Origin of the sequence: Methanobrevibacter gottschalkii DSM 11977 (genome assembly GCF_003814835.1) — an archaeon.
Classification (GTDB): Archaea; Methanobacteriota; Methanobacteria; order Methanobacteriales; family Methanobacteriaceae; genus Methanocatella; species Methanocatella gottschalkii.
The window spans coordinates 67,307-91,329 of record NZ_RKRG01000003.1; the positions used below are offsets into that span (position 1 = coordinate 67,307).

Annotated in this window: 20 protein-coding genes; 11 read left to right on the forward strand and 9 right to left on the reverse strand. The window is 30.9% G+C overall.

Annotation, left to right across the window (positions count from 1 at the left end):
- Window positions 1-21: 21 nt before the first annotated feature.
- The 4 genes from EDC42_RS07155 (at window position 22) to EDC42_RS07170 (ending at window position 4,613) form a co-directional block, all read left to right on the forward strand.
- A complete protein-coding gene (locus EDC42_RS07155; RefSeq protein ID WP_069573018.1) occupies window positions 22-2,151 on the forward strand; it encodes a heavy metal translocating P-type ATPase in 2,130 nt (709 codons plus the stop codon).
- A 316-nt stretch (window positions 2,152-2,467) separates the two neighbouring features.
- Window positions 2,468-3,217, forward strand: coding sequence for an ABC transporter permease (locus EDC42_RS07160; protein ID WP_069573020.1), 750 nt, complete (start codon window positions 2,468-2,470; stop codon window positions 3,215-3,217).
- A gap of 9 nt (window positions 3,218-3,226) precedes the next feature.
- Window positions 3,227-3,979, forward strand: coding sequence for an ABC transporter ATP-binding protein (locus EDC42_RS07165; protein ID WP_069573022.1), 753 nt, complete (start codon window positions 3,227-3,229; stop codon window positions 3,977-3,979).
- A gap of 262 nt (window positions 3,980-4,241) precedes the next feature.
- Entirely contained in the window at window positions 4,242-4,613 is a 372-nt protein-coding gene (locus EDC42_RS07170; protein ID WP_069573024.1) for an MmcQ/YjbR family DNA-binding protein, read from the forward strand.
- A 124-nt stretch (window positions 4,614-4,737) separates the two neighbouring features.
- On the opposite strand, the gene EDC42_RS07175 is transcribed toward EDC42_RS07170, so the two are convergent.
- From EDC42_RS07175 to proS, 6 genes are all read right to left on the reverse strand, one after another.
- On the reverse strand, window positions 4,738-5,451 hold the full coding sequence (locus tag EDC42_RS07175; RefSeq protein WP_083234815.1) for an MFS transporter: 714 nt from the start codon (window positions 5,449-5,451) through the stop codon (window positions 4,738-4,740).
- A gap of 137 nt (window positions 5,452-5,588) precedes the next feature.
- Window positions 5,589-6,125 carry an MFS transporter gene (locus EDC42_RS07180; protein WP_083234816.1) on the reverse strand — a complete coding sequence of 179 codons (537 nt, stop codon included), beginning with the start codon at window positions 6,123-6,125 and terminating at the stop codon, window positions 5,589-5,591.
- Window positions 6,126-6,628: 503 nt separating this feature from the next.
- The gene (surE, locus tag EDC42_RS07185) at window positions 6,629-7,441 is read right to left on the reverse strand and encodes a 5'/3'-nucleotidase SurE (protein ID WP_069573026.1); all 813 of its coding nucleotides are present in this window, start codon (window positions 7,439-7,441) and stop codon (window positions 6,629-6,631) included.
- Between the two features lie 119 nt (window positions 7,442-7,560).
- On the reverse strand, window positions 7,561-8,295 hold the full coding sequence (thiD, locus tag EDC42_RS07190) for a bifunctional hydroxymethylpyrimidine kinase/phosphomethylpyrimidine kinase (RefSeq protein WP_069573028.1): 735 nt from the start codon (window positions 8,293-8,295) through the stop codon (window positions 7,561-7,563).
- A 3-nt stretch (window positions 8,296-8,298) separates the two neighbouring features.
- On the reverse strand, window positions 8,299-8,970 hold the full coding sequence (gene cofC / locus EDC42_RS07195) for a 2-phospho-L-lactate guanylyltransferase (protein ID WP_069573030.1): 672 nt from the start codon (window positions 8,968-8,970) through the stop codon (window positions 8,299-8,301).
- 9 nt (window positions 8,971-8,979) lie between these two features.
- A complete protein-coding gene (gene proS, locus EDC42_RS07200; RefSeq protein ID WP_069573032.1) occupies window positions 8,980-10,383 on the reverse strand; it encodes a proline--tRNA ligase in 1,404 nt (467 codons plus the stop codon).
- Window positions 10,384-10,808: 425 nt separating this feature from the next.
- Here proS and EDC42_RS07205 point away from each other — a divergent pair, with 425 nt between their 5' ends.
- The 4 genes from EDC42_RS07205 to EDC42_RS07220 are packed head-to-tail and all read left to right on the forward strand — an operon-like array spanning window position 10,809 to window position 13,206.
- Window positions 10,809-11,852 (forward strand): NAD(P)-dependent glycerol-1-phosphate dehydrogenase, encoded by a 1,044-nt coding sequence (locus EDC42_RS07205; RefSeq protein WP_069573034.1) that lies wholly within the window; start codon window positions 10,809-10,811, stop codon window positions 11,850-11,852.
- Window positions 11,853-12,290, forward strand: a complete 438-nt coding sequence (locus EDC42_RS07210) for a UPF0179 family protein (RefSeq protein WP_069573036.1) — start codon at window positions 11,853-11,855, stop codon at window positions 12,288-12,290.
- Complete coding sequence (gene rpiA, locus EDC42_RS07215; RefSeq protein WP_069573038.1) at window positions 12,290-12,976, forward strand: ribose-5-phosphate isomerase RpiA; 687 nt, start codon at window positions 12,290-12,292, stop codon at window positions 12,974-12,976. The genes EDC42_RS07210 and rpiA overlap by 1 nt, the downstream gene beginning before the upstream one ends.
- An 8-nt stretch (window positions 12,977-12,984) precedes the next feature.
- Window positions 12,985-13,206 carry a hypothetical protein gene (locus EDC42_RS07220; RefSeq protein ID WP_069573040.1) on the forward strand — a complete coding sequence of 74 codons (222 nt, stop codon included), beginning with the start codon at window positions 12,985-12,987 and terminating at the stop codon, window positions 13,204-13,206.
- A 41-nt stretch (window positions 13,207-13,247) separates the two neighbouring features.
- Here EDC42_RS07220 and EDC42_RS07225 read toward each other — a convergent pair whose 3' ends face one another.
- A complete protein-coding gene (locus EDC42_RS07225) occupies window positions 13,248-16,187 on the reverse strand; it encodes a right-handed parallel beta-helix repeat-containing protein (protein WP_158005572.1) in 2,940 nt (979 codons plus the stop codon).
- A 426-nt stretch (window positions 16,188-16,613) separates the two neighbouring features.
- Here EDC42_RS07225 and EDC42_RS07230 point away from each other — a divergent pair, with 426 nt between their 5' ends.
- Both EDC42_RS07230 and EDC42_RS07235 read left to right on the forward strand, forming a co-directional pair.
- Complete coding sequence (locus tag EDC42_RS07230; protein ID WP_083234817.1) at window positions 16,614-18,329, forward strand: right-handed parallel beta-helix repeat-containing protein; 1,716 nt, start codon at window positions 16,614-16,616, stop codon at window positions 18,327-18,329.
- Between the two features lie 53 nt (window positions 18,330-18,382).
- The gene (locus EDC42_RS07235) at window positions 18,383-18,787 is read left to right on the forward strand and encodes a secondary thiamine-phosphate synthase enzyme YjbQ (RefSeq protein WP_069573044.1); all 405 of its coding nucleotides are present in this window, start codon (window positions 18,383-18,385) and stop codon (window positions 18,785-18,787) included.
- 145 nt (window positions 18,788-18,932) lie between these two features.
- Here the strand turns inward: EDC42_RS07235 and pheT are convergent, their stop codons facing one another.
- Window positions 18,933-20,591 carry a phenylalanine--tRNA ligase subunit beta gene (pheT, locus tag EDC42_RS07240; protein WP_069573046.1) on the reverse strand — a complete coding sequence of 553 codons (1,659 nt, stop codon included), beginning with the start codon at window positions 20,589-20,591 and terminating at the stop codon, window positions 18,933-18,935.
- A gap of 22 nt (window positions 20,592-20,613) precedes the next feature.
- Window positions 20,614-20,970 carry a hypothetical protein gene (locus EDC42_RS07245; protein WP_069573048.1) on the reverse strand — a complete coding sequence of 119 codons (357 nt, stop codon included), beginning with the start codon at window positions 20,968-20,970 and terminating at the stop codon, window positions 20,614-20,616.
- A 300-nt stretch (window positions 20,971-21,270) separates the two neighbouring features.
- Between EDC42_RS07245 and EDC42_RS07250 the strand changes: the two genes are divergently transcribed.
- Window positions 21,271-23,982, forward strand: coding sequence for a valine--tRNA ligase (locus tag EDC42_RS07250; protein ID WP_069573050.1), 2,712 nt, complete (start codon window positions 21,271-21,273; stop codon window positions 23,980-23,982).
- The last annotated feature ends 41 nt before the right edge of the window (window positions 23,983-24,023 follow it).

Sequence of the window (24,023 nt, forward strand, 5' to 3'; positions counted from 1 at the left end):
TCTATTTTTTAAGGTTTTAATATGAAATATGAGGTGGTGTATGATAACGGATCTCGCCTAAGAGTTCGTTCTGGCCAATGGGCTTTCACTAAAGAGGAAGGTTATGGTCTTGCTTCATTACTGTTAAATCAAAATTTTATCCATGAGGTGCTGACTTCACATAGAAATGGTAGTATTTTAATGTATTATGATGAAGGCATTGATAATAAAGATAAAATTTTTGATATTTTGGATAAGATTGGTTTGGATGATTTATTTGAAGCTGAACCTACTCAAATTCAAATTTCTAAAGAAATCAGTGAAGATTTTTATAAAAAAATAGCTAAAATGATTCTAAATAGGGGAATTTATAAGTTATTTTTACCAATTCCCGTAAGAAATGCTTTAACAGTATATCATGCCATGAAATATATATGGAATGGTTTTGATAGTTTAACTAGTTTTAATGTTGATGTGGCATTACTTGATGGTGCTGCTGTTGCTGGCGCATTATTAAATAAACATTACAAACCTGCAAGTTCAATGATGTTCTTATTGTCAATCTCCGATGCACTAGAGGACTACACATTACAAAAAGCTAAAAGCACTCTAAAAGATAGCTTAGCTTTAAATATTGATACAGTATGGGTAGTAGGAGAAGACGGTGAAGAAAAACAATGTTCAGCAGTAGAAATTAGTAAGGGGGATAAAATCAAAGTTCACATGGGGGATGTAATTCCAGTAGATGGAAAAGTAATCGAAGGTGAAGGTTTAGTCAATGAAGCTTCTATGACCGGTGAACCATTAGCTGTTCATAAAATGAATGGGAAGACGGTTCATGCTGGAACTGTTGTTGAAGAAGGTAATCTGATTGTTGAAGTATATTCGATGAATAAAGAAACAAGATTAAATAAAATTATTCATCTGATTGAAAATTCAGAAGAATTAAAAGCTGAAAGCCAAAGTAAAGCGGAAAAACTTGCAGATTCAATTGTTCCATACAGTTTTATTGCAACTGCTTTAACTTACTTTATTACAGGAAGCCCAACAAAAGCATTGTCTGTTTTGATGGTTGATTTCTCATGTGCAATTAAATTAACAACACCACTATCTATTATTTCAGCAATGCGTGAAGCATCTGATAATAGAATGATGGTTAAAGGTGGAAAATTCCTTGAAAATTATGCCAATGCAGATACTATTGTATTTGATAAAACTGGAACTTTAACTAATGCTGCTCCTAAGGTTGTTGATGTAATTTCAATGTCTAAAAAATACGATTGTGACGAGATTTTAAGAATGGCTGCATGTATTGAGGAACACTTTGCACACAGTATTGCTACGGCGATTGTAAAGGAGGCTGAAAAACAAGGTTTAAAACATGAAGAAGATCACAGTGAAGTTGAATATATTGTAGCACACGGTATTGTAACTGAATATGAAGGTAAACGTGCAGTTATTGGTTCAAGACACTTTTTATTCGATGATGAGAAAGTCAAAGTGACTAAAAGTCAGGAAAAGAAAATCAATGAGAAAATTAAAGAACATTCTGTAGTTTACTTGGCCATTGATGGCAAACTTGAAGGTATTATCTGTATTGATGATCCTATACGCAAGGAAGCAAAATATGTTATAGAAGAACTTAAATCTTTAGGTATTGAAAATATTATAATGCTTACCGGTGACAGTGAAAGCGGGGCTCGTGCTGGAGCTAATGCTTTGGGAATAACAGATTATAGATCACAAGTACTTCCTGAAGATAAATCAAGAATTGTTGAAGAATTAAAAGCAGAAGGCAGGATTGTAATAATGGTGGGGGATGGAATTAATGATTCTCCTGCTCTTGCAGCTGCGGATGTGTCTGTTTCAATGAAACATTCATCAGATATCGCTCGTGAAGTTGCAGATATTTCCTTATTGTCTGATGATTTATATGACCTTGTCACTCTTAGAAAACTAAGTACTGGAATGCTGGATAAAATTAATAATAACTATCATAATATTGTTGCAGTAAATGGTTCTCTTTTAGTTTTAGGTGTTTTGGGAATAATCCCGCCAGCAACATCTTCAATGGTGCATAATTTATCCACGATGTTATTTGGACTTTTAAGTACAAGATCCGTTTTAACTGACGAGGAATATATTAAAGATATAGAAGTGAAAGCTATTTAAATAGCTTATTCTTCTTAATTTTTTTCAAAAACATAAGTGATTTGATTTTTTGAATAGTTTTTTGGTTGCGAAATTTTTTTTATTTTTTTTCTTTTATGAGGAGTGTTCGCCAAAAGTAATTTTTTGATGCAAATTTTTTCTTTGTTTTTGAATTGAAGTATTCTTAATCAGTTTCAAAAATTAATTTTAGATTTTCGATGGACACCCAATAAAAAAGAAAAAATCACACAAGTTTTTGAAAGAGTTCATTTTTTTTAAAGTTTTTATATTATAAAAATTAAATTTAATACTGTATTAAATTTTAATTAGTGATGTAATGTTAGATAATTATAAAAATAAATTTATTCCATTGATTTTACCAGTAGTTTTAATATTTTTTTGGTATATTATAACTAATGCACTGGCATTGTTCTCTTCATATATTTTGCCCGGACCGCTTGATGTGGTAAATTCAGCATTAGTAGTAATAGAAAATGGTAAACTCTTGACAAATACTATTGATACATTATATAAAGTATTTGCTGGTTTGATTTTAGCATCCATTGTAGCTATTCCTCTTGGAATTGTACTTGGATGGTATAAAACCTTAGAAGATATATGTACTTTCGTAATCAGCATTTTAAGACCAATTCCACCAGTTGCATGGATTCCATTTTCCATCTTATGGTTTGGAATAGGTACTTTTCCAGCTGTATTCATTATATTTATGGGTTGCGTATTTCCAATTTTAGTATATACAATTGATGGTGTTAAAAGAACAGACAAGGTTTTAGTTGAATCTGCTCAAACACTTGGTGCTAATGACTGGAATATTTTAAGAAGAGTAGTATTGCCTTCTACTATACCATATATCGTTTCCGGTTTGAAAGTTGGTATTGGTATTGCTTTAATGTGTACTATTTCAGCAGAGATGATTGGATCAAGTAGTGGTTTAGGTTATATGATTTTAATTGCAACAAACCTTTTTGATACAGGTACAACTGTTGTTGGTATGGTTGTAATTGGTTTGATTGGACTTGTATTTGACTTTGTATTTAGCAGAGCTCAAGATAAAATCTTCTGGTAGGTGTTTTGCATGTCAATTGAAGTTAAGGATATTTATAAAAAATTTGAAACTAAAAAATCAGAAAATCTCTCTGTTTTGGAAAATATTAATTTAACTATTGATGATGGTGAATTAGTATGTCTTTTAGGGCCGTCTGGATGTGGTAAAACAACTCTTTTAAGATTGATTGCAGGTCTTGACACTCCAACTTCTGGTGAAATTGTTGCAAACGGTGAAGTTGTTAAAAAACCATCTGGTGATAGGGCGGTTATTTTCCAACAATATTCATTATTCCCATGGTTAACAGTTCTTCAGAATGTAACTTTCGGTTTGGAGATGACAAAACCGGGTTCTAAAGAAGAAAATATTGCCGCCGCTGAAAGGTACTTGACAAGTGTTGGTTTAATTGACTTTAAAGATAGCTATCCTCATGAACTTTCTGGTGGTATGAAACAAAGAGTTGCAATTATCAGATCTTTGCTTAATCATTCACCTATCTTACTGATGGATGAACCGTTTTCTGCATTGGATATGCAAAATAGACATAGTCTTCAAGAACAGCTAATTGGTGTCTGGAAAAGATTTGAAAATACAATAGTTTTTGTAACTCACGACGTTGATGAAGCAATCTATTTAGCAGACAAAATTGTTATTTTAGACAAAAATCCCGGCAGGATTGCAAACATTGTTGAAGTGGATTTGGAAAGGCCGAGAAAAAGAGAATCACAAGAATTCCTCGCTCTTCAAGAATCTATAGTTAGTCAATTAAATATGGATGAATGATTTTAAATTCCAAATTTTCTATTTTGATTGAATCAGGAATTATATTTTTATTAATGTCTAATTGTTTTAGATATTTCAACATATCCTTGGTTTGATTAATGCCAATAATCGTTTAATAGGGTTATTGTTTAAATAACTCTCATTTTTCTCACAGTCACAGTTTAAATTATTCTTTAAATGCATATTTCATGAAACAGAAATTCCAGTCAAATATTTAAATTAAATAAAATCAGATATATCTTTTAGTGAAAGGGGATTAAGCATGAATCGTGATGATTTAGAAGATTATATTGAAGATAACTATTCTGCAGAACCTGAATTTCCATGGCTGAAGTTCCCAAATTATGAAGTGTTCCGTCATGATGATAATCGGAAATGGTTTGCTCTGATTATGGATGTTTCTAAGAGTAAGCTGGGTTTGGATGGGGATGAAATTCTTGATGTTGTAAATTTCAAGTGTGATCAGATACTTATAGATTCTTTAACTACTGAACCGGGATTTTTCCCGGCATATCATATGAATAAAGAAAACTGGATTACTGTTGCTCTTGATGGAAGCGTATCTGATGAAAAAATAATAATGTTGCTGGATATAAGCTTTGAGTTAACAGCATCTAATAAGAAAATAGATTAGATAATTGTTATTGTATAGGATTGTGTGTTTTTTCATAAAAGAAGATTAATTAATCTTTCTTTTAATTATAAATTTTAGGTTCTGCTAATTTTGTATTTGCTTAATGTTTCAAATTTGCTCCCAATTATTGATTTGATTTCATAGTTTCAATTTGTTCATCACGACTTTTTAATTTTAAAGTAAACAAGAATGCGATAAGTCCAACAGAAGCTGCTAAAATTAAACTTATTTTATAACCGAATATTCCTGAAAAAGATGCAACTGTACCTCCAATCAGAGCTCCACCTATTAATTGGCCTGCAATTGACAACATATTAACAATAGCTTGACCAGCTCCTCTTTCAGTAGCTTTTGCTTCAGTTAAAACAATATACCTTAATGGAGCACCAATAATTGTCACCATGCCAATACCGATTAAACAACCAGCAATAAGGAATAAAATTAAATTATTGGGATAGGCTGCAATAGCAATTAAACCAAAACTCATTATTAATGTCCCAATTGCCATAATCTTACGCGAACCTGCAGAATCTAAGATTTTACCAAGAATTGGTGCTGCAACAGCATTAGCTCCCAAGATTGGAATTAACATTAAACTTGCAGACTGATTGTTTAAACCCATTGAAAGAATCACTAGAGAAGGAATAAATATTGCTGAAGAGTAAACGATTCCATAACATAAAGTTTCAATGCATGCAATACTAATCTCTTTATTTCTTAACATATGTATTGGTACGATTGATTCTTGTGCTCTTTTTTCTATTATGAAGAAAATCGGAATTAAAATAATGAAAATTATTAGGAATGGAAGTACATTAAAAGATAATATGCTGTTCATGAAATTACTTGAATCAATTTGATTTAATCCATAGGATAAAAATATTGCAAGCAAACTTAATAGTATAATTCCCGAATAATCTATTTTAAGTTTTCTTTGCTTTTCTAAATCTGGAAGAATATAATCAGCAAATATTATTAGAAATATGCTATTGGAATGTTAATTGTAAAACACCAGTTCCAACCAAAAGGGATTAAAGCAGCTCCAACTAATGGCCCTCCAATTGCAGAAATTCCAAATACACTACCAAGAATTCCCAATGCTTTTCCTCTCTCTTCCAATGGAAATCCATCACCAATAAATGCTCCAGCTACAGGAAATATTCCTCCACAACCAAAACCCTGTATAACTCTTCCTAATAATATTGATTCAATATTCATGGAAGATGCAATTAAAAATGATCCGATTCCAAATAAAAGAACATCTAAAATAAAAATCTTTTTTCTACCGTAAAAATCTGAAAATTTAGCCATGATTGGAGAACCGATCATAAATGCAATTACAAAAAGAGTAAATATCCAACTTGAATCTCTACTTGTAAGATTGAAGCTTTGCTCAATAGATGGCAGTACCGGACCTATGATTCCAGTATCCAGGGATCCCATAAACACTCCTATTAAAAATAATATAAGTATTAAATTCCTTGTTTTCGTATCTAAAGTTTTTGTTGACATAGTATTTCCTTATAATATTTATTTTAAACCATATTTCATTATTCTTAATTGTATTATTTAATCCTTTGTTTAATACATTATTTTGAGTAGCTTTTTTTGAAAAATATATTTTATTTGTTTGCTGCAAGTAATGTGGTGGACAGGATATGTGAAAGGGTAAGTGTAGAAGCCAAGATAAATTTAATGAATATTTTGAAACATCAAATGCTGAAACAGAAGCGGGGATTATGGGCTAGATCAAGCCATAACTGAAGCAGAACAACTGATATTGACAAGAAATCGTGAACACATGATTGAATATGTTATATTTAGAGATTACAATGTTTCAACAAATCATGTTATCACTGTTAAAAAAACAGGTAAGCTGTTAGGGAAATCTTAAAGAAGAAATAGGTTGGAGAAAGTTACAGGTATATTAATTTAATAAGATGAAAACATTCAGTAAATATTCAAGTAATTTCATCAAATACTTGCAGTATTTATCTGAATTATTTAAAATTCAATTACCAATTTAACTTTTTTGAGGTCATATTAACATTAAGGGGAGTTAGACTAGGACACTTCTCAACAAGAAGAGCGTATCCATCACTGCCTTCCTCATATTCTTTGATTAAATCGGAAGCAATCATAATTAAATCATCACTTTCTTGATTTTCGTCTAAGGGATAGTTAAATAATTCCTTTTTTTCTTCATTGGTATTATCAATGACTTTTTTATCAATCATTTTATGTGATAAGTAAGTAATTTTAACCTCTTGGGATTTATAATTGGTCGGTATGTTTAAGTTAAATAAGTCAACTCCTTTGGGAAATCCTTCATCGATTATTTTTAATACTAAATCATGCAAAACCTTTTTTGCAAAATTAAAATCATAATCCATATACCATTCACCATTTTCATCCTGTTTATAGGAAGTTTTTGGATCAATAAACAATGAAACAGCTATTGCGGGAATGCCTAAACTAACTGCTTCCAAAGCGGCACAAACAGTACCTGACGAGGTTATATCACAACTGATATTCAGTCCTTGATTTATTCCAGTTATAACCAGATCCGGCTTTTCATCCATTATATAATCTGCACCAACAATTACAGCATCAGCAGGACTGCCTGAAACAGAGCATGCTGGACTGCCGTCTTCAAGTTCACATGAATCAATTTTTAAATGTTTAAATAGTGAAATGCGACGGCCTACACTACTATTATTTTTATCTGGTGCTACAACATAAACATTGGCCAAATCCTCAACTGCCTGCTTGGCAGCTAAGATTCCTGCTGCATTAACTCCATCATCATTAGATATTAGAATGTTCATAATACCAACTAATTGTTTTAATTAATATTCTATTTAATTTTTTGATTAAAAAACTTTCTCCATTACTATCTGATGTTATGGTAATGGGATGTCTGCTAGTTTAAAGAAAGTTTAGGAAATTATATTTTAGCTATTAATGTTCCATAATTTCCATTTTTTATTCCTTCATACACATAATTCAATGCTTTTATGATTGATGTGTCAAGTTCATTGTTTTTAGCGAGATATGCAACAATTGCTGATGATAAATTACAACCTGTACCATGTAAATTGTCTGTTTTTATTAATTCTTGTTTTATAGTTGTAATTTCACCATCAATATTGATAGTATTTAGGCCGTCTAAATGACCTCCTGTAATAATGTTATTGCAAACTATCCTTTTTGAAGCTTTAAAAGCATCTTCTTTAGTTTTTATTTCAAATTTTGTTAGTTTTTCAGCTTCAGCTATGTTTGGTGTGGTTAATATTGAATTTGGAAGTAAATACTTATTAAATGCATCTGCAATGTCTTCTTTTGTTAGATTTCCACTTGATGTTGCAACCATTACAGGATCAACTACTGCTTTCAGGTCATATTCCTTAATCTTTTTTGAAACTAATTTAATAATTTCTGGGGAATATAACATTCCAGTTTTGATAAATTCTACTTCATATGAATCAAGCACTGAATCCATTTGTTCTTCAATGTATTCTGGTAAAACTGGTGAAGCTGAAAAGAATTTATATGGATTTTGTGCAGTAAGTGCTGTTACAATTCCGGTTCCATAAACTCCAATAGCTTGAAATGTTTTTAAATCGGCATAGATACCTGCGCCAGCTGATGGATCAACACCTGCAATTGACATTACTATCATAAACTATCCTCTTGTTACTTTTAAACGTTCAGTTCCACGGTAAGGTTCTACTTTAACTTTAAGTTCTTTCAAGTATTTCCTGGTATGAGTATGTTCTCCATGAATCATAATTTCACCTAAATCTTGCGCTGTATTAACATCTAATGCCATGAAAAATGAATCATGAACCTGCGGATTTAATTTTTTTCTCTCAGCAACATTAACATGCTCTCTGTAACTGAATCCTTCAAATTTAGTAGGTATTGCCATAGGCTTCATTATAATCATATTGGTTCCACCACCTTTTGACGGAACAATAATGAAATCTAAGTTTTTGGAAGCTTCAATTAAGATTGAAATATTTGTTTTTCCAATCAAAGGAACATCAGAAGGAACAATAATAACTTTCCTTACTTTTCCTTTGCATTCCTTCATAGCTTGTTTTAATGCTTTATTCAGGTTTGAATCTTTATTTTCCAGGATAGTATCTAAGTTTAAGCTTTTTGCATATTTTAAAACATCTTCATCTCTGCTAATAATGAATATTTTATCTACATGCTTTTTTAAAGTGTCAGTTACATCCTGAAGCATTACCTTTAATAGTTTTTCCCTTTCTTCTTCTGATAAAAATGGGGAAAGTCTGGTTTTAGCATTTTTGAACTTACTGACTGGAATTATTGCATAGATATTATCCATTTTAATCACTTAGTATGTTTTAGCCATCAAAGCAATGTATTTTGCATTCCCTTTACCGGAGATGCATTCACCTTCGGATATTTCTTCCTGGATACCTAATATGTCATATCCTGTTTTTTCTTCAATGTCTCTACCGATAGCTTCGTCTCCACACCAATGGAATTTAACAACATTGCCTGTTTCAACAAGATCTTTAATTTCATCTAACCTTTCTGTGAATTTAACATGGGATTTTTGGAAGTTCCAAGCAGATTCAGATAAGTTTTCTTGGGTTTTATTTAATAGATCAATAACATTATCTGATAATGAGCTATCAAGAGCAATTTCGATTTTTTTTCCTTCATCTCTTCTCATAGCTACTGTAATATTATTTTCCAAGTCTCTAGGTCCAAGTTCAAGTTTTAATGGTGTTCCTTTCAATTCCCAATCATGGAATTTTTTGCCGGGCCTTATGTCCCTATCATCGATATTTACTCTAAGTCCTGTTTCTTCTAATTGGGCTTTTATTTCAGCACATTTTGCTAAAACTTCTTCTTTTCCTTTTTTAAATAAGATTGGAATAATTGTAACCTGGTTTGGTGATACTTTAGGTGGTAAACGTAAACCGGTTTCATCTCCGTGAATCCCGATTACGGAAGCGATTACTCTATCAGATACTCCTGCACAGGTTTGATATACAAGTTTGTGTTCTCCATCTTTATCTTCAAAGGTTATATCAAATGTTTTTGCAAAAGTCTGACCTAAGTTATGGATGGTGCCTATCTGTAAGGTTTTACCATTAGGCATAATTACATCAAAAGCCATTGTATAATCGGCACCCGGGAATTTGTCCCATTCAGGTCTTTTGGAAATTAGGTATGGAATTCCTAATTCATCAAAAAATTCTTTATAAATTGCAATAAAGTCTTGAATTTGTTCATCTGATTCTTCTTTAGTTGAATGAGCGGTATGAGCTTCTTTAAATGTTGTAATTTCTCTGACACGAATTAAAGGTCTTGTATGTTTTGTTTCATATCTGAATGTGTTTACAATTTGATAATATTTAATTGGAAGATCCATGTGGGTTCTAATCCATAATGAATACATTGGATAAATTGCAGTTTCACTGGTGGGTCTAAGTGCTAATTGTTCGTTTAATTCTCTTTGACCACCTTTAGTTACCCAATATACTTCATCTTCGAATCCTTTTACATGAATTCCTTCTTTTGCAAGTTCACTTTCAGGAACAAGCATTGGAAAAAGTACTTCTTCATGATCTTTATCCAGTAGTTTTTTAATAATGTTCATTGAGTGTTTTCTAATTTGAAAACCGTATGGCATCCAAATTGCCATTCCTTTAATAGGATATCTTGAATCAGTAATATTCGCATTTTCTAAAATATCATGAAACCATTCATCAAAATTTTCCACCATATCACCTAAAATAATTTTTATAACATTAAACTATCTGTTTTTAGTAATTATTAAGTTTATTTAATTTTTTGGCTATGCTGAACTCTTGTGTAATTTTGTTGATTTGTCCTTGTTGTTGAATAGTGGGGTCTTGTTTTCATATTTTGTTGTCATGAACTTTAATTTTTAGTTATTTAATCTGTATTTCATTTTTATTATATTGGATAGATTATACATTCGCTGTTTACTTATTCATTTTCTGTTATTGATTTTTTTAAGTTAAATGATTTTTTATTTCTTTCTTAATACATTATAAGTTATAACTTATAACTTACAAATTATCGGTGATAAGAGGTGCATTTCAAGTGTAACTTTTAGAATAAGAAAGTTTTTTATAACTATTTTGTATATAAATAATATTGTATAATTTATTTTTAGGAGATATTATGACTAATAGGAAAATACAAATGCCTCGTGAAGTTTACATAGATCCGGGTATTGTACATGATACGGCTGAAATTTGTAATTCTTTACATTTGGGTAATGATTTTTTAATAGTAACAGGTTCTCATACTTATGATATTGGTGCAAGACCTGTTATTGAAAGCTTAGAGAAAAATAATTTATCTTATGATGTAATTAAGGTTGATGTTGCTTCTGAAGAATCCATTTCAGAAGTTGAAGAATTAATCACTCCAGAAACTACTGTTTTAGGTGTTGGTGGAGGAAAAGTTATTGATGTAGCTAAATTATCTTCATTCAATCAGGGTGTATACTTTGTATCTATGCCAACAACAGCCTCACATGACGGTATCGTATCTCCTTTAGCATCAATAAAGAATCCAAACACTTCAATATCTGCTACTGCACACTCCCCAATAGCAGTTATTGCTGATTCTGAGATTATTGCACAGTCTCCATTCAGATTACTTGCAGCAGGTTGTGCTGATTTAATAGCTAACTTTACAGCTATTAAAGATTGGGAATTGGCTCATCGTTTAAAAAATGAAGCATTTAGTGAATCTGCAGCTGCATTATCCATAATGTCAGCTCATTTAATCACTGATAATATAGCTAATATCAAACCTAATCTTGAACCCAGTGCACGTATTGTTATGAAATCTTTATTCAGTGGAGGAATGGCAATTAGTATTGCTGGTTCATCACGTCCCGCAAGTGGGTCTGAACATCTGTTTTCTCATGCATTGGATAAAATTCTTGATAAACCTGCTTTGCATGGTGAACAATGCGGTATTGGTACAATAATGATGATGTATTTACATGGTGGTGATTGGAGAGTTATTAAAAACGCATTGGAATCAGTTCAAGCTCCAACAACTGCTGTGGAAGTTGGTATTTCTGATGAAGAAATTATTGATGCATTAGTTATGGCGAATAAAATCAGGCCTGAAAGATACACTATTTTAGGGGATAATGGTGTTTCTCGTGAAGCAGCCTATGAGCTTGCTTATAAAACTGAGGTGATTTAGATGATTACATTAATAGGTAAAGATTTGGCTAAAGAAGGTCAAGAATTTGTTTTTTTAGGTCCGGCTGATGAATGTGAAAATTGCAGATTTAAATCATCTTGTGTTGGAAACTTAGAATTAAACAGAAAATATGTTGTTGTAAATGTTAAGGAAAATGAGCAAAAATGCCCGATTCACTCCAGTGGACTTGTAATTCCTGTTGAAATTGATAGGGCACAAATTGATGTATTGACTGCTTCTAAAAATATTTTTGAAGGATCAACATTTACATTTAATGCTCCTGATTGTGATGAGGTATGTGAATTCCATGATTTATGTTTCCCTGAGGGATTACAAGAAGATGACAAATGTCTTGTCTTGAATAACAATGGCAAACATAATGGGGAATGCAAAAAAGGATTCAAACTCAATAAACTTACTTTAGGATTTGTGATATGATGAAAAATACTAGTGGTAACAGTTCCAGTAAAAAGAATGCAGGTTATAAAGCTGCAGAGTATGTAGAAGATGGAATGGTTTTAGGATTGGGAACTGGTTCAACAACTCACTTTTTCATTGAAAAGGTGGGCATGAGAATCAAAGAGGAAGGAATAAGCATAAAAGGTATTCCAACTTCATTTCAGTCATTATTGATTGCAAAACAATGGAATATTCCAATAACCACTTTGGAAGAAAATGATATTGATTTATCTGTTGATGGGGCAGATGAAGTGGACAGAGAATTTAATTTAATTAAAGGTGGGGGAGCAGCTCATACAAAAGAAAAGATAGTTGATTATGCTGCAAAACAATTCATTGTTATTGTGGATGAATCAAAATTTGTTGATAAATTAGGTGATTTTCCTGTACCTGTCGAAGTATTGCCTGATGCATCCCGTATGGCAATTAAAGAGTTAGAGGACATGGGGGCTGAATGTGAAATTAGAATGGCTCAAAGAAAAGATGGTCCTGTAATCACAGATAATGGTAATTTTGTAATTGATGCTAAATTTGATAAAATAGAATCACCAAGACACCTTGAAATTGATATAAATACTATTCCTGGTGTTGTTGAAAACGGTATATTTACCCAAATGGTTGATAAAGTTATTATTGGTACTGATGAAGGTACTAAAGAATTGTAGGTGATATGATGCCTATTGGTGCTGGAATGCCATTTGATTTAAAAGATATGAGTTACAAAATAGCAATTATTTTCGGAGCTTTACTTGTAATTTATGGTGTTTTGTGGTTGCTTGCTGAGTTGAAAATAATTCCTGCAATATTATTTGTTATATTTCCTCAAATTGTATTGATTTTAATTGGAATTTGCATTATTTACTTTGCTTTCGATCGTAAGAAGAAATATTACTGATTTTTCAAAAATAAAAAAATAAGAGATTTAAAAAAATCTCTTTATCTTCTTGTTCTTATTAATACTTGTTTACTGGTGGAACTGTAATATTTGTTCCCGTAATATTTGATGGTTGCAGTGAATTTACCTTTTTTAGTTAATTTGGTAATCTTAAATGTAGCTTTACCTTTAGAATTGGTAACTGCTTTATAAGTTTTGCCTTTAACTTTAATATAAACAGTGCCTTTGTAAATTGCTTTACCTTTATTGTTTTTTAAAGTAATGGTGTATTTTTTAGTTTTTATTTTTACTTTAAAAGTCTTTTTATAAGCGCTGATTTTGGATGATTGTTTTATAACTTTTACAGTTAAAGTTTTAGTGACTGGAGCATATTTATCATCACCCTTAAAGCTAATTGTTGCTTTTTTATTTCCAGTAGTTGTAGCTTTTATTTTAATATTAGCTATTCCAGTTGAAGAAGTAGTTGCACTATAGGTTTTACCATCAATTTTAAAACTTATTTTTTTATTTGCAATTGCTTTTCCATTCATATCTTTAAATGTGACTTTGTATGAATATCCTTTAGAAATGATAGTTAAATAAAGGGTTTTACTAGTTGCAGATAAAATGGTTTTAATTCTGTCATCATTAACTGTAACAGTTTTAGTCACATTTATTGGTGCATAATTGTCATTACCTGCAAATTTAATGGTCATATTATAAATTCCAGTTGTTAATGAAAGAGGAATAACTGCAATGCCCTTTTCATCGGTTTTAGCTGTGAAATTAGCACCATTAATAGATATGGATAAATCTTCATATGATAATTTATCACCATTTTGTCCAATTAAAGTAATGTTGAATTCACCTTTTTTATATCCGACAGTTATGTCGTTAGCATCAACTGCTGCAGTTTCTTTATCGGAGTAAGTTCTAATGACATCATCTTCAGATTGATATTTATTATCCGCTCTTGCAAGATAAGTTACAAAAGTAGGTGGAAATGGTAATGAATCTAACTTGAATGTATTTTTACCAATGGTTATATTGTAATATCCTCCTCCAAGCAAAATACCAAGTCTACTTCCAGAAATGGTATTGTTAAAAAGCACTTCATTTCCAGATCCGTAGGCTGTAATCCCACTGATTTTACAATTTAGAATCGTGTTATTGTATGCAGAGTGTCCTTTAGAGTGCATAAGATAAATTCCTTCTTTTGCACCTGAAATTGTGTTATTAAAGATAGTCACGTTCGGTCCTGTACCATGTCTTACATCGATACCATGATTGGCAGCATCAGTAACTGTATTTCCGGCAATAATTCCATTAGGTGAACCAAAGTTCATAATGCCTGTAGTGTAAATGTCATGAATATTATTTCTGATAATGGTGCTATTTTTACAATACTGTTGGAAAATACCCCAAGAAGCACCGGTTACATCACAACCAGTAATTACTAATCCTGAATTGGAATCGGCATAAATCCCCACTGTCTTATACTCATTAGTAGTTGTTTCAACTTTGCTAGAATCATATTTAGGGTATTGTGCTTTAATATTTAAGTCACTTACAACAACATTGGTTGTATTCAATATGTATAATACTGCATTGTATCCTATTGCATATCCACCCTCATTAGTTGATTTTCTAACTTTTTCAGCTACATTATCCAAGTAGTGGGTATTGTTAAAGTTAATTCCACTGCATCCGACTAAAGTGGCATTGTTACCTAATATTTTAATGTTTTTGTCTGTGTAGATTGAAATTTCATTGTAAATAGCATTTTGAGTGAAACTTAGAGTATCGCCATTGTTCATATTATTAATCATATTTTGAATCTCAGAACTTGAAGCTCCTTCTGGAACTATCCATTCTGGTCCTGTTTTTTCTAAAATGGGATCATAATTAATTCCAATATCTTTAGGGACGTCAATTCCAGTAAATGCTACAAAGTTAGGAGTATATAAAGAACTGTCACTAAAAGTACCCATTATATCTTCATCATTCTGGTATTCAGATTTTGCTTCTGCAATATAATATGCAAATGTTGGAGGATATGGTAAATTATCTAAAGTAAACATGTTTTCACCAACAGTGATGTTCTCGTATCCTCCTCCGAGTAAAACGCCAATTCTAGATTTTTGCATTTTATTTCCATTTAATTTAATATTTTTAGAACCGTAACAACTAATTGAACTAATAGTGCAGTTTATTAAAGTGTTGTTAGCTGCAACATGTCCTGTAGAATGCATTAAATAGATTCCTTCTTTTGAACCAATTACTGTGTTATTAATAATTTTAACGTTTGGTCCTGTACCATGTCTTACATCGATGCCATGGTTTTTAGCATTGATTACTTTGTTGTTTTCAATTGAGGTTCTTGCAGATCCAAAGTTTAAAAATCCAGTCACTGCCTGATTTTTAATGATGTTGTTTGTTACATGTCCGTCAGTGCAGTATTGGAAGTATAATCCCCAAGAAGATCCCTCTAAAACATTGCTTTTGAAAGTTAAATTTTTTGAGTTCATTGCATATATTAATGCATTAGAATAAGTGGAAGTACTATTTGCACCGCCGGTTATTTTCAAACCATTAATTACAACATTGTCAGCCTTAACAATGTATAAAGTAGCAAAATTTCCAATTGCATATCCTCCTTTACCGGTATCGTTGTAGATAATTTCAGGAGTGTTGCTTTTAGAAGGAGTGTCATATCCTATTAATTCCGCTCCATTACCATTTATTGTAATGCTTTTGTTTACATAAATACATATATCCTTGTAAGTTCCGGTTTCAAAATTAAGTATGTCTCCATCGTTCATACAATCAATTGTATTTTGGATGGAATCACTATCTGATCCAACTTTAACGGTATGTTGTGAATGTATTTGACTAACATTGCTATCGCCTTCATTTAATATAGTCACATCATTACTTTTTTCTAATGTATTTGCATTTAAATCTGTATCTTTGGCAGATACTGTACTTAAACAAAATAACATAATTAAAACTAATGATATAACTAATATATATCCCTTTTTATTCATTATATTTCCTCATTTCAATAAATAATATATTACTCAAAATTATTAAAAAATAGATAATTAATCGATAAGTAATATAGTATATATTGTATTTTTCATCATATTTAAATTATAATAGATTTATTATAGTCTATAATTCTATCAATTTTATTTAAAAATATTATTATGTAGTATTAACTTAATTTTTGATAAAATTTATATATTGATTAAAAATATATATTATTTTGTGAAATCAATATTAATATAAATATAATTCGACTTATTTAATCATAATTCTAAGTGTTTTTAACATTGAATTTTAATCAATATTAAAATAATTACATATCATTTAGCTACTTCATTAAATTTATTATATTGGTTTTAAGTTATAGCGGAGAGATTAGTTTGAATAAATCTTTAAATATTTTATTCATATGTTTTGTTGCTTTATTGGTCATTTCATGTGTTAATGCGGCAAATGACAATCCAAATAATTCTGATGATATTTCCAATTATCAAATAAGTTCTGATTTATCAAATACTGAAATTCAAACAATGTTGGATAATGCAAAAGAAGGAGATCAATTTGAATTTACTGACAGGGAATATAAGAATATTTCTTTAGTTGTAGATAAAAAGTTGAATATTGTCTCTAAAAAGAATTCAAATATTCATACTTCAAATAAAATAGCTGATAAAGCAAGAAATTTGGGATTAAACAATTCTTTCGGATTTTATTTCACTTCTAATAGTGGTGGAAGTTTTTTATATGGGTTAACAATTATATCTAATAGTGATTACGGTATCGTTGTTGATAAATCTGATAATACGACAATTAAAAATGTTGTTATAAAAAATGGGAATGTTGGTATTTTGGTTAAAAACTCCAATAATGCGGATATAATTCAGAATAATATTTCAAAAGCAAATTCCAATAGTATTCATTTAGAAAATGTATCTAAATCAATAATTTCAAAAAATACAATTTCTTATAATGGGAGATCTGGAATCCATGCTTCAAATATATACTATTGTAATGTAACTAACAATACTGTTCATCATAATAAATTTAATGGAATTTCATTGTACAATAAAACAACTGGAAATATCATTAAATTCAATTTAGCTTATGAAAACCCTAATGGAATTTATATAAATTCACAGTCAGATTTTGATGTTGTTAATTCAAATACATTCACTAAAAATCGACGTAATACTGATTATGAATTAGGTGCTTTCGAATCAGGTAATGGACTGCTATTTGGTGCTGATTTTAAAACGGCAAAAGAGGGAAAGTCTTCAAGATTGGAAGTTAAATATAATGTTTTAACTCATAATGAGGGATACCAGGCTAAAAACAATCCGGATCTTCCAACATTTAAACTTGGGGATAACTGGTTTGACTCAACTGATGATGAGAATACTTTTGTTTGTCCAATGCTTCTTGCAGGTATTATGAAAATGGGAACTATATCTGTTAAAAACGGTTTTGGTCTTCAGATGTATGATACAAATGGTGAAGCAGTCACAGAATTTGGTACATTTGACACCACAGTTAATGTTAATGGAAACCAATATACAGCAAAATTTGTAAATGGTAAAGCAATTATTGATGCCAATCTGGATCCGGATAAAGAATATGAAATTGAAGTAATTATTGGGGATAAACCAGTTAAATTTACTTATAGAACCTCATCTGGTGATAAAAATGATGAATCAGATTCACAAACATCAACAGATGGTGACTTCGGAATAAATCATCATGATTTTATTGATGCTATGGGAAATGATGCTTCAAAAGGTGTTGGGAACTCAGAAAATGGAACTTCAAGTGCTCATTTTGCAAATTCAGAACAATCTGGAGCTCATGGAACTAATGCTTCGGGTAATTTTCAAGATTCATCTGATAATGGTGATAGTGTATTAACTAATGGGAATGCTAATGCTGGAGATTCCAGTAAAGGTGAACAATCTGAAGAAGGAAAAGCATATGAAATAGTTCCTCAAAGCAAAATTTCAAAAGAAATCACTGATACTTCAGGTATTATTGTATTAAGTATTGTTTCTATTCTGGGAATGATTATTTATGGGTACTGGAGGAAACCTGAAATAGAGAATTAATATTCATTTTTTCTTTTTTTTATTTATTAATAAGTTTTTACAAATTATAGTTAATGAAAGTTAAATCTGTTTCTTTAAAAATAAGTAGTAATGAAAAATTTGAAATAATTGATATTACATCTAAAATTAATGAATTAATTGAAATCGATGAAGGCATTGTATCTATTTTTTCAAAACATTCCACATCAGCTATTGTTGTTAATGAAAATGAGGATGGATTATTAAAAGATTTGGAAGTTAGTCTTGATGATATTATTTCAGATAAATTTAGCTATTCCCATGATATGATTGACAATAATGCAAGATCACATTTAAAGTCTTTTTTATTGTCTTCAAGTGAAAATTTGCCTATAAAAAATGGCAGACTGGATTTGGGTACTTGGCAATCAGTATTTTTTGTAGAATTGGATGGACCAAGATATGATAGGACAATAATTTTGACAATGGTTGGTGAATAATTGAATAAATGGTTAATTATTTTAATAATGATTATAATTATTTTGTTTATTTTTATGGTGATTTTTAATAATTATGGTGCTGCACCTGAAATGAGTAATTATTCTCAAATGGAAATCCAAATGAGAAAATTATGGTATTAAGAATTTATTTGTTAATAAATTCAATTTCAAACCCGATTACTGGATAGTCCAATGTAAAATTTGTAATGACTTCGGGTGATACTTCACCAAAGAATCCTTTGATTATACCTTTTTGAGCCTCACCAACCACATCAGCTGCCCTTCCTTCAATGAAGGTCTTATTCTCACTATCACTAATATCCATAGTGTATCCTAGATTTGATAAAACACTGCTCATAATTGATTTTATTTCACTGAAGTTAGCAGTGGAGTGACAAACGAGTGCAGCTAATTTTTTAGAAGAAACAGTTTTATTTTCCTTAGTTTCATCTAAGTATAAAACATCTCCGATTTCAAATATCTTTTGAGGTAAATCTTCGTGTTTGTTGTCTTCTAAAAACTCCATAAGTGAATTAATTAAGCTGGTTCTAATCATGGTTCTATCAATTGTAATAGGTCTTGCAACTTGAACATGAGGCTTTTCTTCTTGGTTCATTTTCTTGTAATGTGCCTCTTCGTTAGTAAGCATTAAACTCATCACTTCTTGGAATCCCATTGCAATCATTACTTCACGAATGGTCGCTTCTGATTTAAACCAGTTATTTTCATAAGCTACAGTATTGATATCTGGAAGTTCAGCTATCACATCGTTAATATGGTATTGTACAGCGATATTTTCAATGATATCTACTTCATGTAAAATGTCTACTCTGTAAGAGGGGATAATAGTTTTTATTTCGTTTTCACTAATAATTTCAGCATCAAAACGTGCTTTTAATAATAATTCTCTAATATCTTCTGCAGTTAAATCGGTTCCACCAATTAACTCATTAGCAGTATCTACATGAACATTCATTTCTTGTGGAGTTAAATCAGGAGTTACGAGAGTTTTATCTTCATATTTAACTTCCATGGATTTAATTTGACCCCCAACTTCTGCAAATGAGGAACAGATAATATTCAATGTTTGGTTAACTGCTTTTGCATCAGTACCAGTTACATCAACAATAATGTTATGTGTGTCTTCTTTAAGTTTAGTTAACTCTCCATTAATAATTGGTGGCATAGACAACACATTATTATTTTTATCAAGAATCAATGGGTATTTATCAAAATTTCGGATTAAATGAGCATAATCTTTACCTTTTTCATGTTCGGTTAAGATTTCATCAGGAGTCATTTCAATATCTTTTTCAAGTGGAACGAAAGCATTTGCATCTTTTGGAGTTGCAATATATTTAAATGGACCATTTACGGCATCTGCATTGTGAATACCTATAGCTACTTTTTTTCTGTCTCTTCCAATTACCCAGTGGAGGTTTTCTTGGAAATCCATAATATATTTTAATTTATCTCCAGAAAAATCAACATTATTAATTTTAGCAAATCCAATGTATGGTCTGATTGCTGCAACATCTTTATCCACGATAACATATTCTCCAGATTCTTCAATTTTATAGTCTGGAAAACCCACTTCCTGACCAATAAACCCTTTAAATGATCTGGCCACCCCTTCAACAGATAAGTTGTCTGGTCTGTTGGGGAAGAATTCTACTTTAATTTCTTCATCATTAAAGTCTTCAATATCACTAGACATCATTGGTAAAGTGTCTATTAGTTCATTTTTTTCCATATTGATTCCTAAATCTTTTAAATCTTGATATTTAAATGTTATAACTGGCATTTAATAACTCCATTATTTAATTCTATAATCCATAGATTAATATGAAGAATAGAGATTCAACAACAAAATGAAGAGCTCTATGTTCTAATTCACCCATATTACGTATTAATACTGTATGGGATACATCTATTACAAAATGAATTAGGGCTGCTAGCAGTCCAATAGTTGGATTTAAGAAAACTATTGATAAAATGATAAAATGAAATGCAGCTTCCATTATTTCATGTATTACCCAAGTCTGCCATGTAGAATGTGTAGATTGTTGAATAAAAACACCCAATAATATATAAAAGTTATTTAAAACTTTCCACATGAGTGTGGTGTGTAATATATCACTTATAGCTAAAACAATAGCAACATAAAACCATATCATTTGCATTTTTTCACAGTCCTTTTAATTGATAATATTAACATTTTAGTTTTATTATATAATATAGTTAACTATTATTCATATATAAGCATGGATTTTTAATTAATTGCATTAAAATAAGAGTTTTGAGTCTTTATTATGATATTTTATATTGGGATTTTCAGACGGAAAATTTGATTCATGTTAACTATTAAATTTCAAATAATCCTCTTTTTTATTTAATTTACATTATTTCATGAAAGTTTTTTAAATAATAAACTACATAGTTAACAATATTATTATTATCTAATATTTATTAGGAGAAAATATATGTCAAATGAAGAAATTCCTAAAGACTATGATTTTAAAAAAGAGAAGTTTTGGGAGAAAAAATGGGAAGATGAAGATATCTACAGATATATTGGAGATGGATCTCGTCCCAGATACATAATTGATACTCCCCCACCATACCCAACAGGACTTATTCACTTAGGTCATGTTTTAAATTGGGTTTATATTGATATGAATGCAAGATATAGAAGATTGAAAGGACATGATGTATTATTCCCACAAGGATGGGATTGTCATGGTCTTCCAACTGAAGTGAAAGTTGAAGAAACTCATGGTATTAAAAAAAATGATGTTTCCAGAGCTCAATTCCGAGAATATTGTGTCGATTTAACTACAAAAAATATTGCTAGTATGAAATCTCAAATGAAAGCAATGGGATTTTCACAAGATTGGAATCGTGAATTTATTACCATGACTCCCGAATACAGAAAAAGAACCCAATATTCTTTTTTAAAAATGTATGAGGAAGGATTAATCTATCAAGGCATTCACCCGGTAAATTGGTGTCCTCGTTGTGAAACAGCTATTGCTTTTGCGGAAGTAGAATATAGTGATAATACTACATTTTTAAACTATGTTAACTTCCCGCCTGCAGTAGATGATTCATATGATGATATTGTATCTTCACAATCATCTGGTAAACAGGCTAGTCCGAATGATGAAGGTATTTTGATTGCAACTACAAGACCTGAATTAATGGCTGCTTGTGTAGCAGTTGTAATTCATCCAGAAGATGAAAGATACACTCATCTTTTAGGTAAATATGTTGAAGTTCCTTTATCACATCAAAAAGTAAAGATCATTGCAGATGAAGAGGTGGATCCTGAATTCGGTACAGGTGCAGTAATGATTTGTACCTTTGGTGATAAAACTGATGTAAGCTGGGTAAATAAATATGATTTAGAAATCATTGATATTATGGATGAGACAGGCATTTTGACCGAAGCTGCTGGAAGATATGCTGGAATGGATTTGCCAAGTGCTAAAAAACAAACAATTGAAGACTTGGATGCTGAAGGTTACTTATTAAAACAAGAACAAGTAGACCAAAATGTCGGGCAATGTTGGAGATGCAAAACTCCTATTGAAATTCTTGTTAAAAAACAATGGTTCGTTGCTGTAAGGGAATTAATCAAAAAGACCAAGGATGCAGCAGAAGAAATGAACTGGGTACCGGAACACATGAAATCTCGTATGGTAAACTGGGCAGATTCTATGGAATGGGATTGGTGTATTTCAAGACAAAGAATTTTTGCAACTCCAATTCCTGTATGGTATTGTAAAGACTGTGGTAAAGTCATTTTGCCGGATGTGGAAGATCTGCCAATTGATCCAACTCAAGATAAACCTAAACATGCATGTGAATGCGGATGCGAAGAATTTATCCCTGAAGAAGATGTACTTGATACTTGGATGGATTCCTCTATTTCACCATTATCTATTGCAGGATGGCCTAATGAAGACTATATTAACCACTTCCCAGCGGATATTCGTCCGCAGGGGCATGATATTATTCGTACTTGGGCGTTCTACACAACACTTAGATGCTTAGCTCTCACAGGTCAAAAACCGTTTTCGGATATTGTAATTAATGGTATGGTATTTGGTGAAGATGGATATAAAATGAGTAAATCCAGAGGAAATGTAATTGGTCCGGAAGAAGTCATTGAACAATATGGTGCAGATGCACTTAGAACTTGGGCTGCAAACAGTGTACCGGGATCTGATGTAATATTTGATTGGAAAGATATTAAACACGGGTATCGTTTCTTAAGAAAATTCTGGAATGCATTCAGATTTATCAGCATGCAAATTTTTGATGAAAAGGTATCCTATGATGAAATTAAAGATGATTTAGGGCCTCTAGATTTATGGATTTTATCTAAACTCAACAACTTAAATAAAAATGTCGACAAGGCATTTGCCGAATACAACTTTGCAGATACAATTAGCTCAATTGAAGGATTTTTCTGGCATGATTTCTGTGATGAATATATTGAAGCTGTAAAATACAGACTATACACTGATGTATCAGATGAATCTAAAAGAGCAGCTAAATACACTTTAAGATGTGTAGTTGAAACATCCTTAAAATTGCTTGCTCCAATTGTTCCATTCTTTGTTGAAGAAGTATATCAATACTTCGATAATCAATCTATCCATACCACTTCATGGCCGGAAGTAATTGAAGAGTTAATCAGTGAAGAAATGGAAGTTAAAGGTGAAACTACAGTTGAATTAATTGATGAAGTAAGAAGATTTAAATCAGCATCAAAAATTCCATTAAATGCAGAACTCTCAGAAGTCAATGTATACACATCCAACAACGATTTAATTGATGTATTTAATCAGTTTGATGATGATATTAAAGGTACTTTAAAAATTAACAATCTAGAAATTAGTTCTGGAAAACCAGAAGTTCATGAAAAAACAATTGAAGTTGAGCCGGATATGTCTCAAATCGGACCTAAATTCAAAGGAGATGCTGGTAAAATTATTGGATATTTAAAGTCTACCGACATTGAAGAAATTGCCAATGTTTTAGATGAATCTCATGAACTTACTATTGGTGAAATTGTTGTTCCTGAAGACATGTTAAATATCAAAAAAGAGATTGTTGGAGCATCAGGTAAAAAGGTTGATATCCTACAGTCTGAAAACTTAGACATGATTGTTGAAGTAATTAGATAATTACTTCTCACACTTTTTTAGCTTATTTTATTTAGGTTTTT

Coding starts and splice junctions, on each gene's coding strand:
- EDC42_RS07155 (WP_069573018.1), top strand. CDS start 22: ATGAAATATGAGGTGGTGTATGATAACGGATCTCGCCTAAGAGTTCGT.
- EDC42_RS07160 (WP_069573020.1), top strand. CDS start 2,468: ATGTTAGATAATTATAAAAATAAATTTATTCCATTGATTTTACCAGTA.
- EDC42_RS07165 (WP_069573022.1), top strand. CDS start 3,227: ATGTCAATTGAAGTTAAGGATATTTATAAAAAATTTGAAACTAAAAAA.
- EDC42_RS07170 (WP_069573024.1), top strand. CDS start 4,242: ATGAATCGTGATGATTTAGAAGATTATATTGAAGATAACTATTCTGCA.
- EDC42_RS07175 (WP_083234815.1), bottom strand. CDS start 5,451: ATGAACAGCATATTATCTTTTAATGTACTTCCATTCCTAATAATTTTC.
- EDC42_RS07180 (WP_083234816.1), bottom strand. CDS start 6,125: ATGTCAACAAAAACTTTAGATACGAAAACAAGGAATTTAATACTTATA.
- surE (WP_069573026.1), bottom strand. CDS start 7,441: ATGAACATTCTAATATCTAATGATGATGGAGTTAATGCAGCAGGAATC.
- thiD (WP_069573028.1), bottom strand. CDS start 8,295: ATGATAGTAATGTCAATTGCAGGTGTTGATCCATCAGCTGGCGCAGGT.
- cofC (WP_069573030.1), bottom strand. CDS start 8,970: ATGGATAATATCTATGCAATAATTCCAGTCAGTAAGTTCAAAAATGCT.
- proS (WP_069573032.1), bottom strand. CDS start 10,383: ATGGTGGAAAATTTTGATGAATGGTTTCATGATATTTTAGAAAATGCG.
- EDC42_RS07205 (WP_069573034.1), top strand. CDS start 10,809: ATGACTAATAGGAAAATACAAATGCCTCGTGAAGTTTACATAGATCCG.
- EDC42_RS07210 (WP_069573036.1), top strand. CDS start 11,853: ATGATTACATTAATAGGTAAAGATTTGGCTAAAGAAGGTCAAGAATTT.
- rpiA (WP_069573038.1), top strand. CDS start 12,290: ATGAAAAATACTAGTGGTAACAGTTCCAGTAAAAAGAATGCAGGTTAT.
- EDC42_RS07220 (WP_069573040.1), top strand. CDS start 12,985: ATGCCTATTGGTGCTGGAATGCCATTTGATTTAAAAGATATGAGTTAC.
- EDC42_RS07225 (WP_158005572.1), bottom strand. CDS start 16,187: ATGTTATTTTGTTTAAGTACAGTATCTGCCAAAGATACAGATTTAAAT.
- EDC42_RS07235 (WP_069573044.1), top strand. CDS start 18,383: ATGAAAGTTAAATCTGTTTCTTTAAAAATAAGTAGTAATGAAAAATTT.
- pheT (WP_069573046.1), bottom strand. CDS start 20,591: ATGCCAGTTATAACATTTAAATATCAAGATTTAAAAGATTTAGGAATC.
- EDC42_RS07245 (WP_069573048.1), bottom strand. CDS start 20,970: ATGCAAATGATATGGTTTTATGTTGCTATTGTTTTAGCTATAAGTGAT.
- EDC42_RS07250 (WP_069573050.1), top strand. CDS start 21,271: ATGTCAAATGAAGAAATTCCTAAAGACTATGATTTTAAAAAAGAGAAG.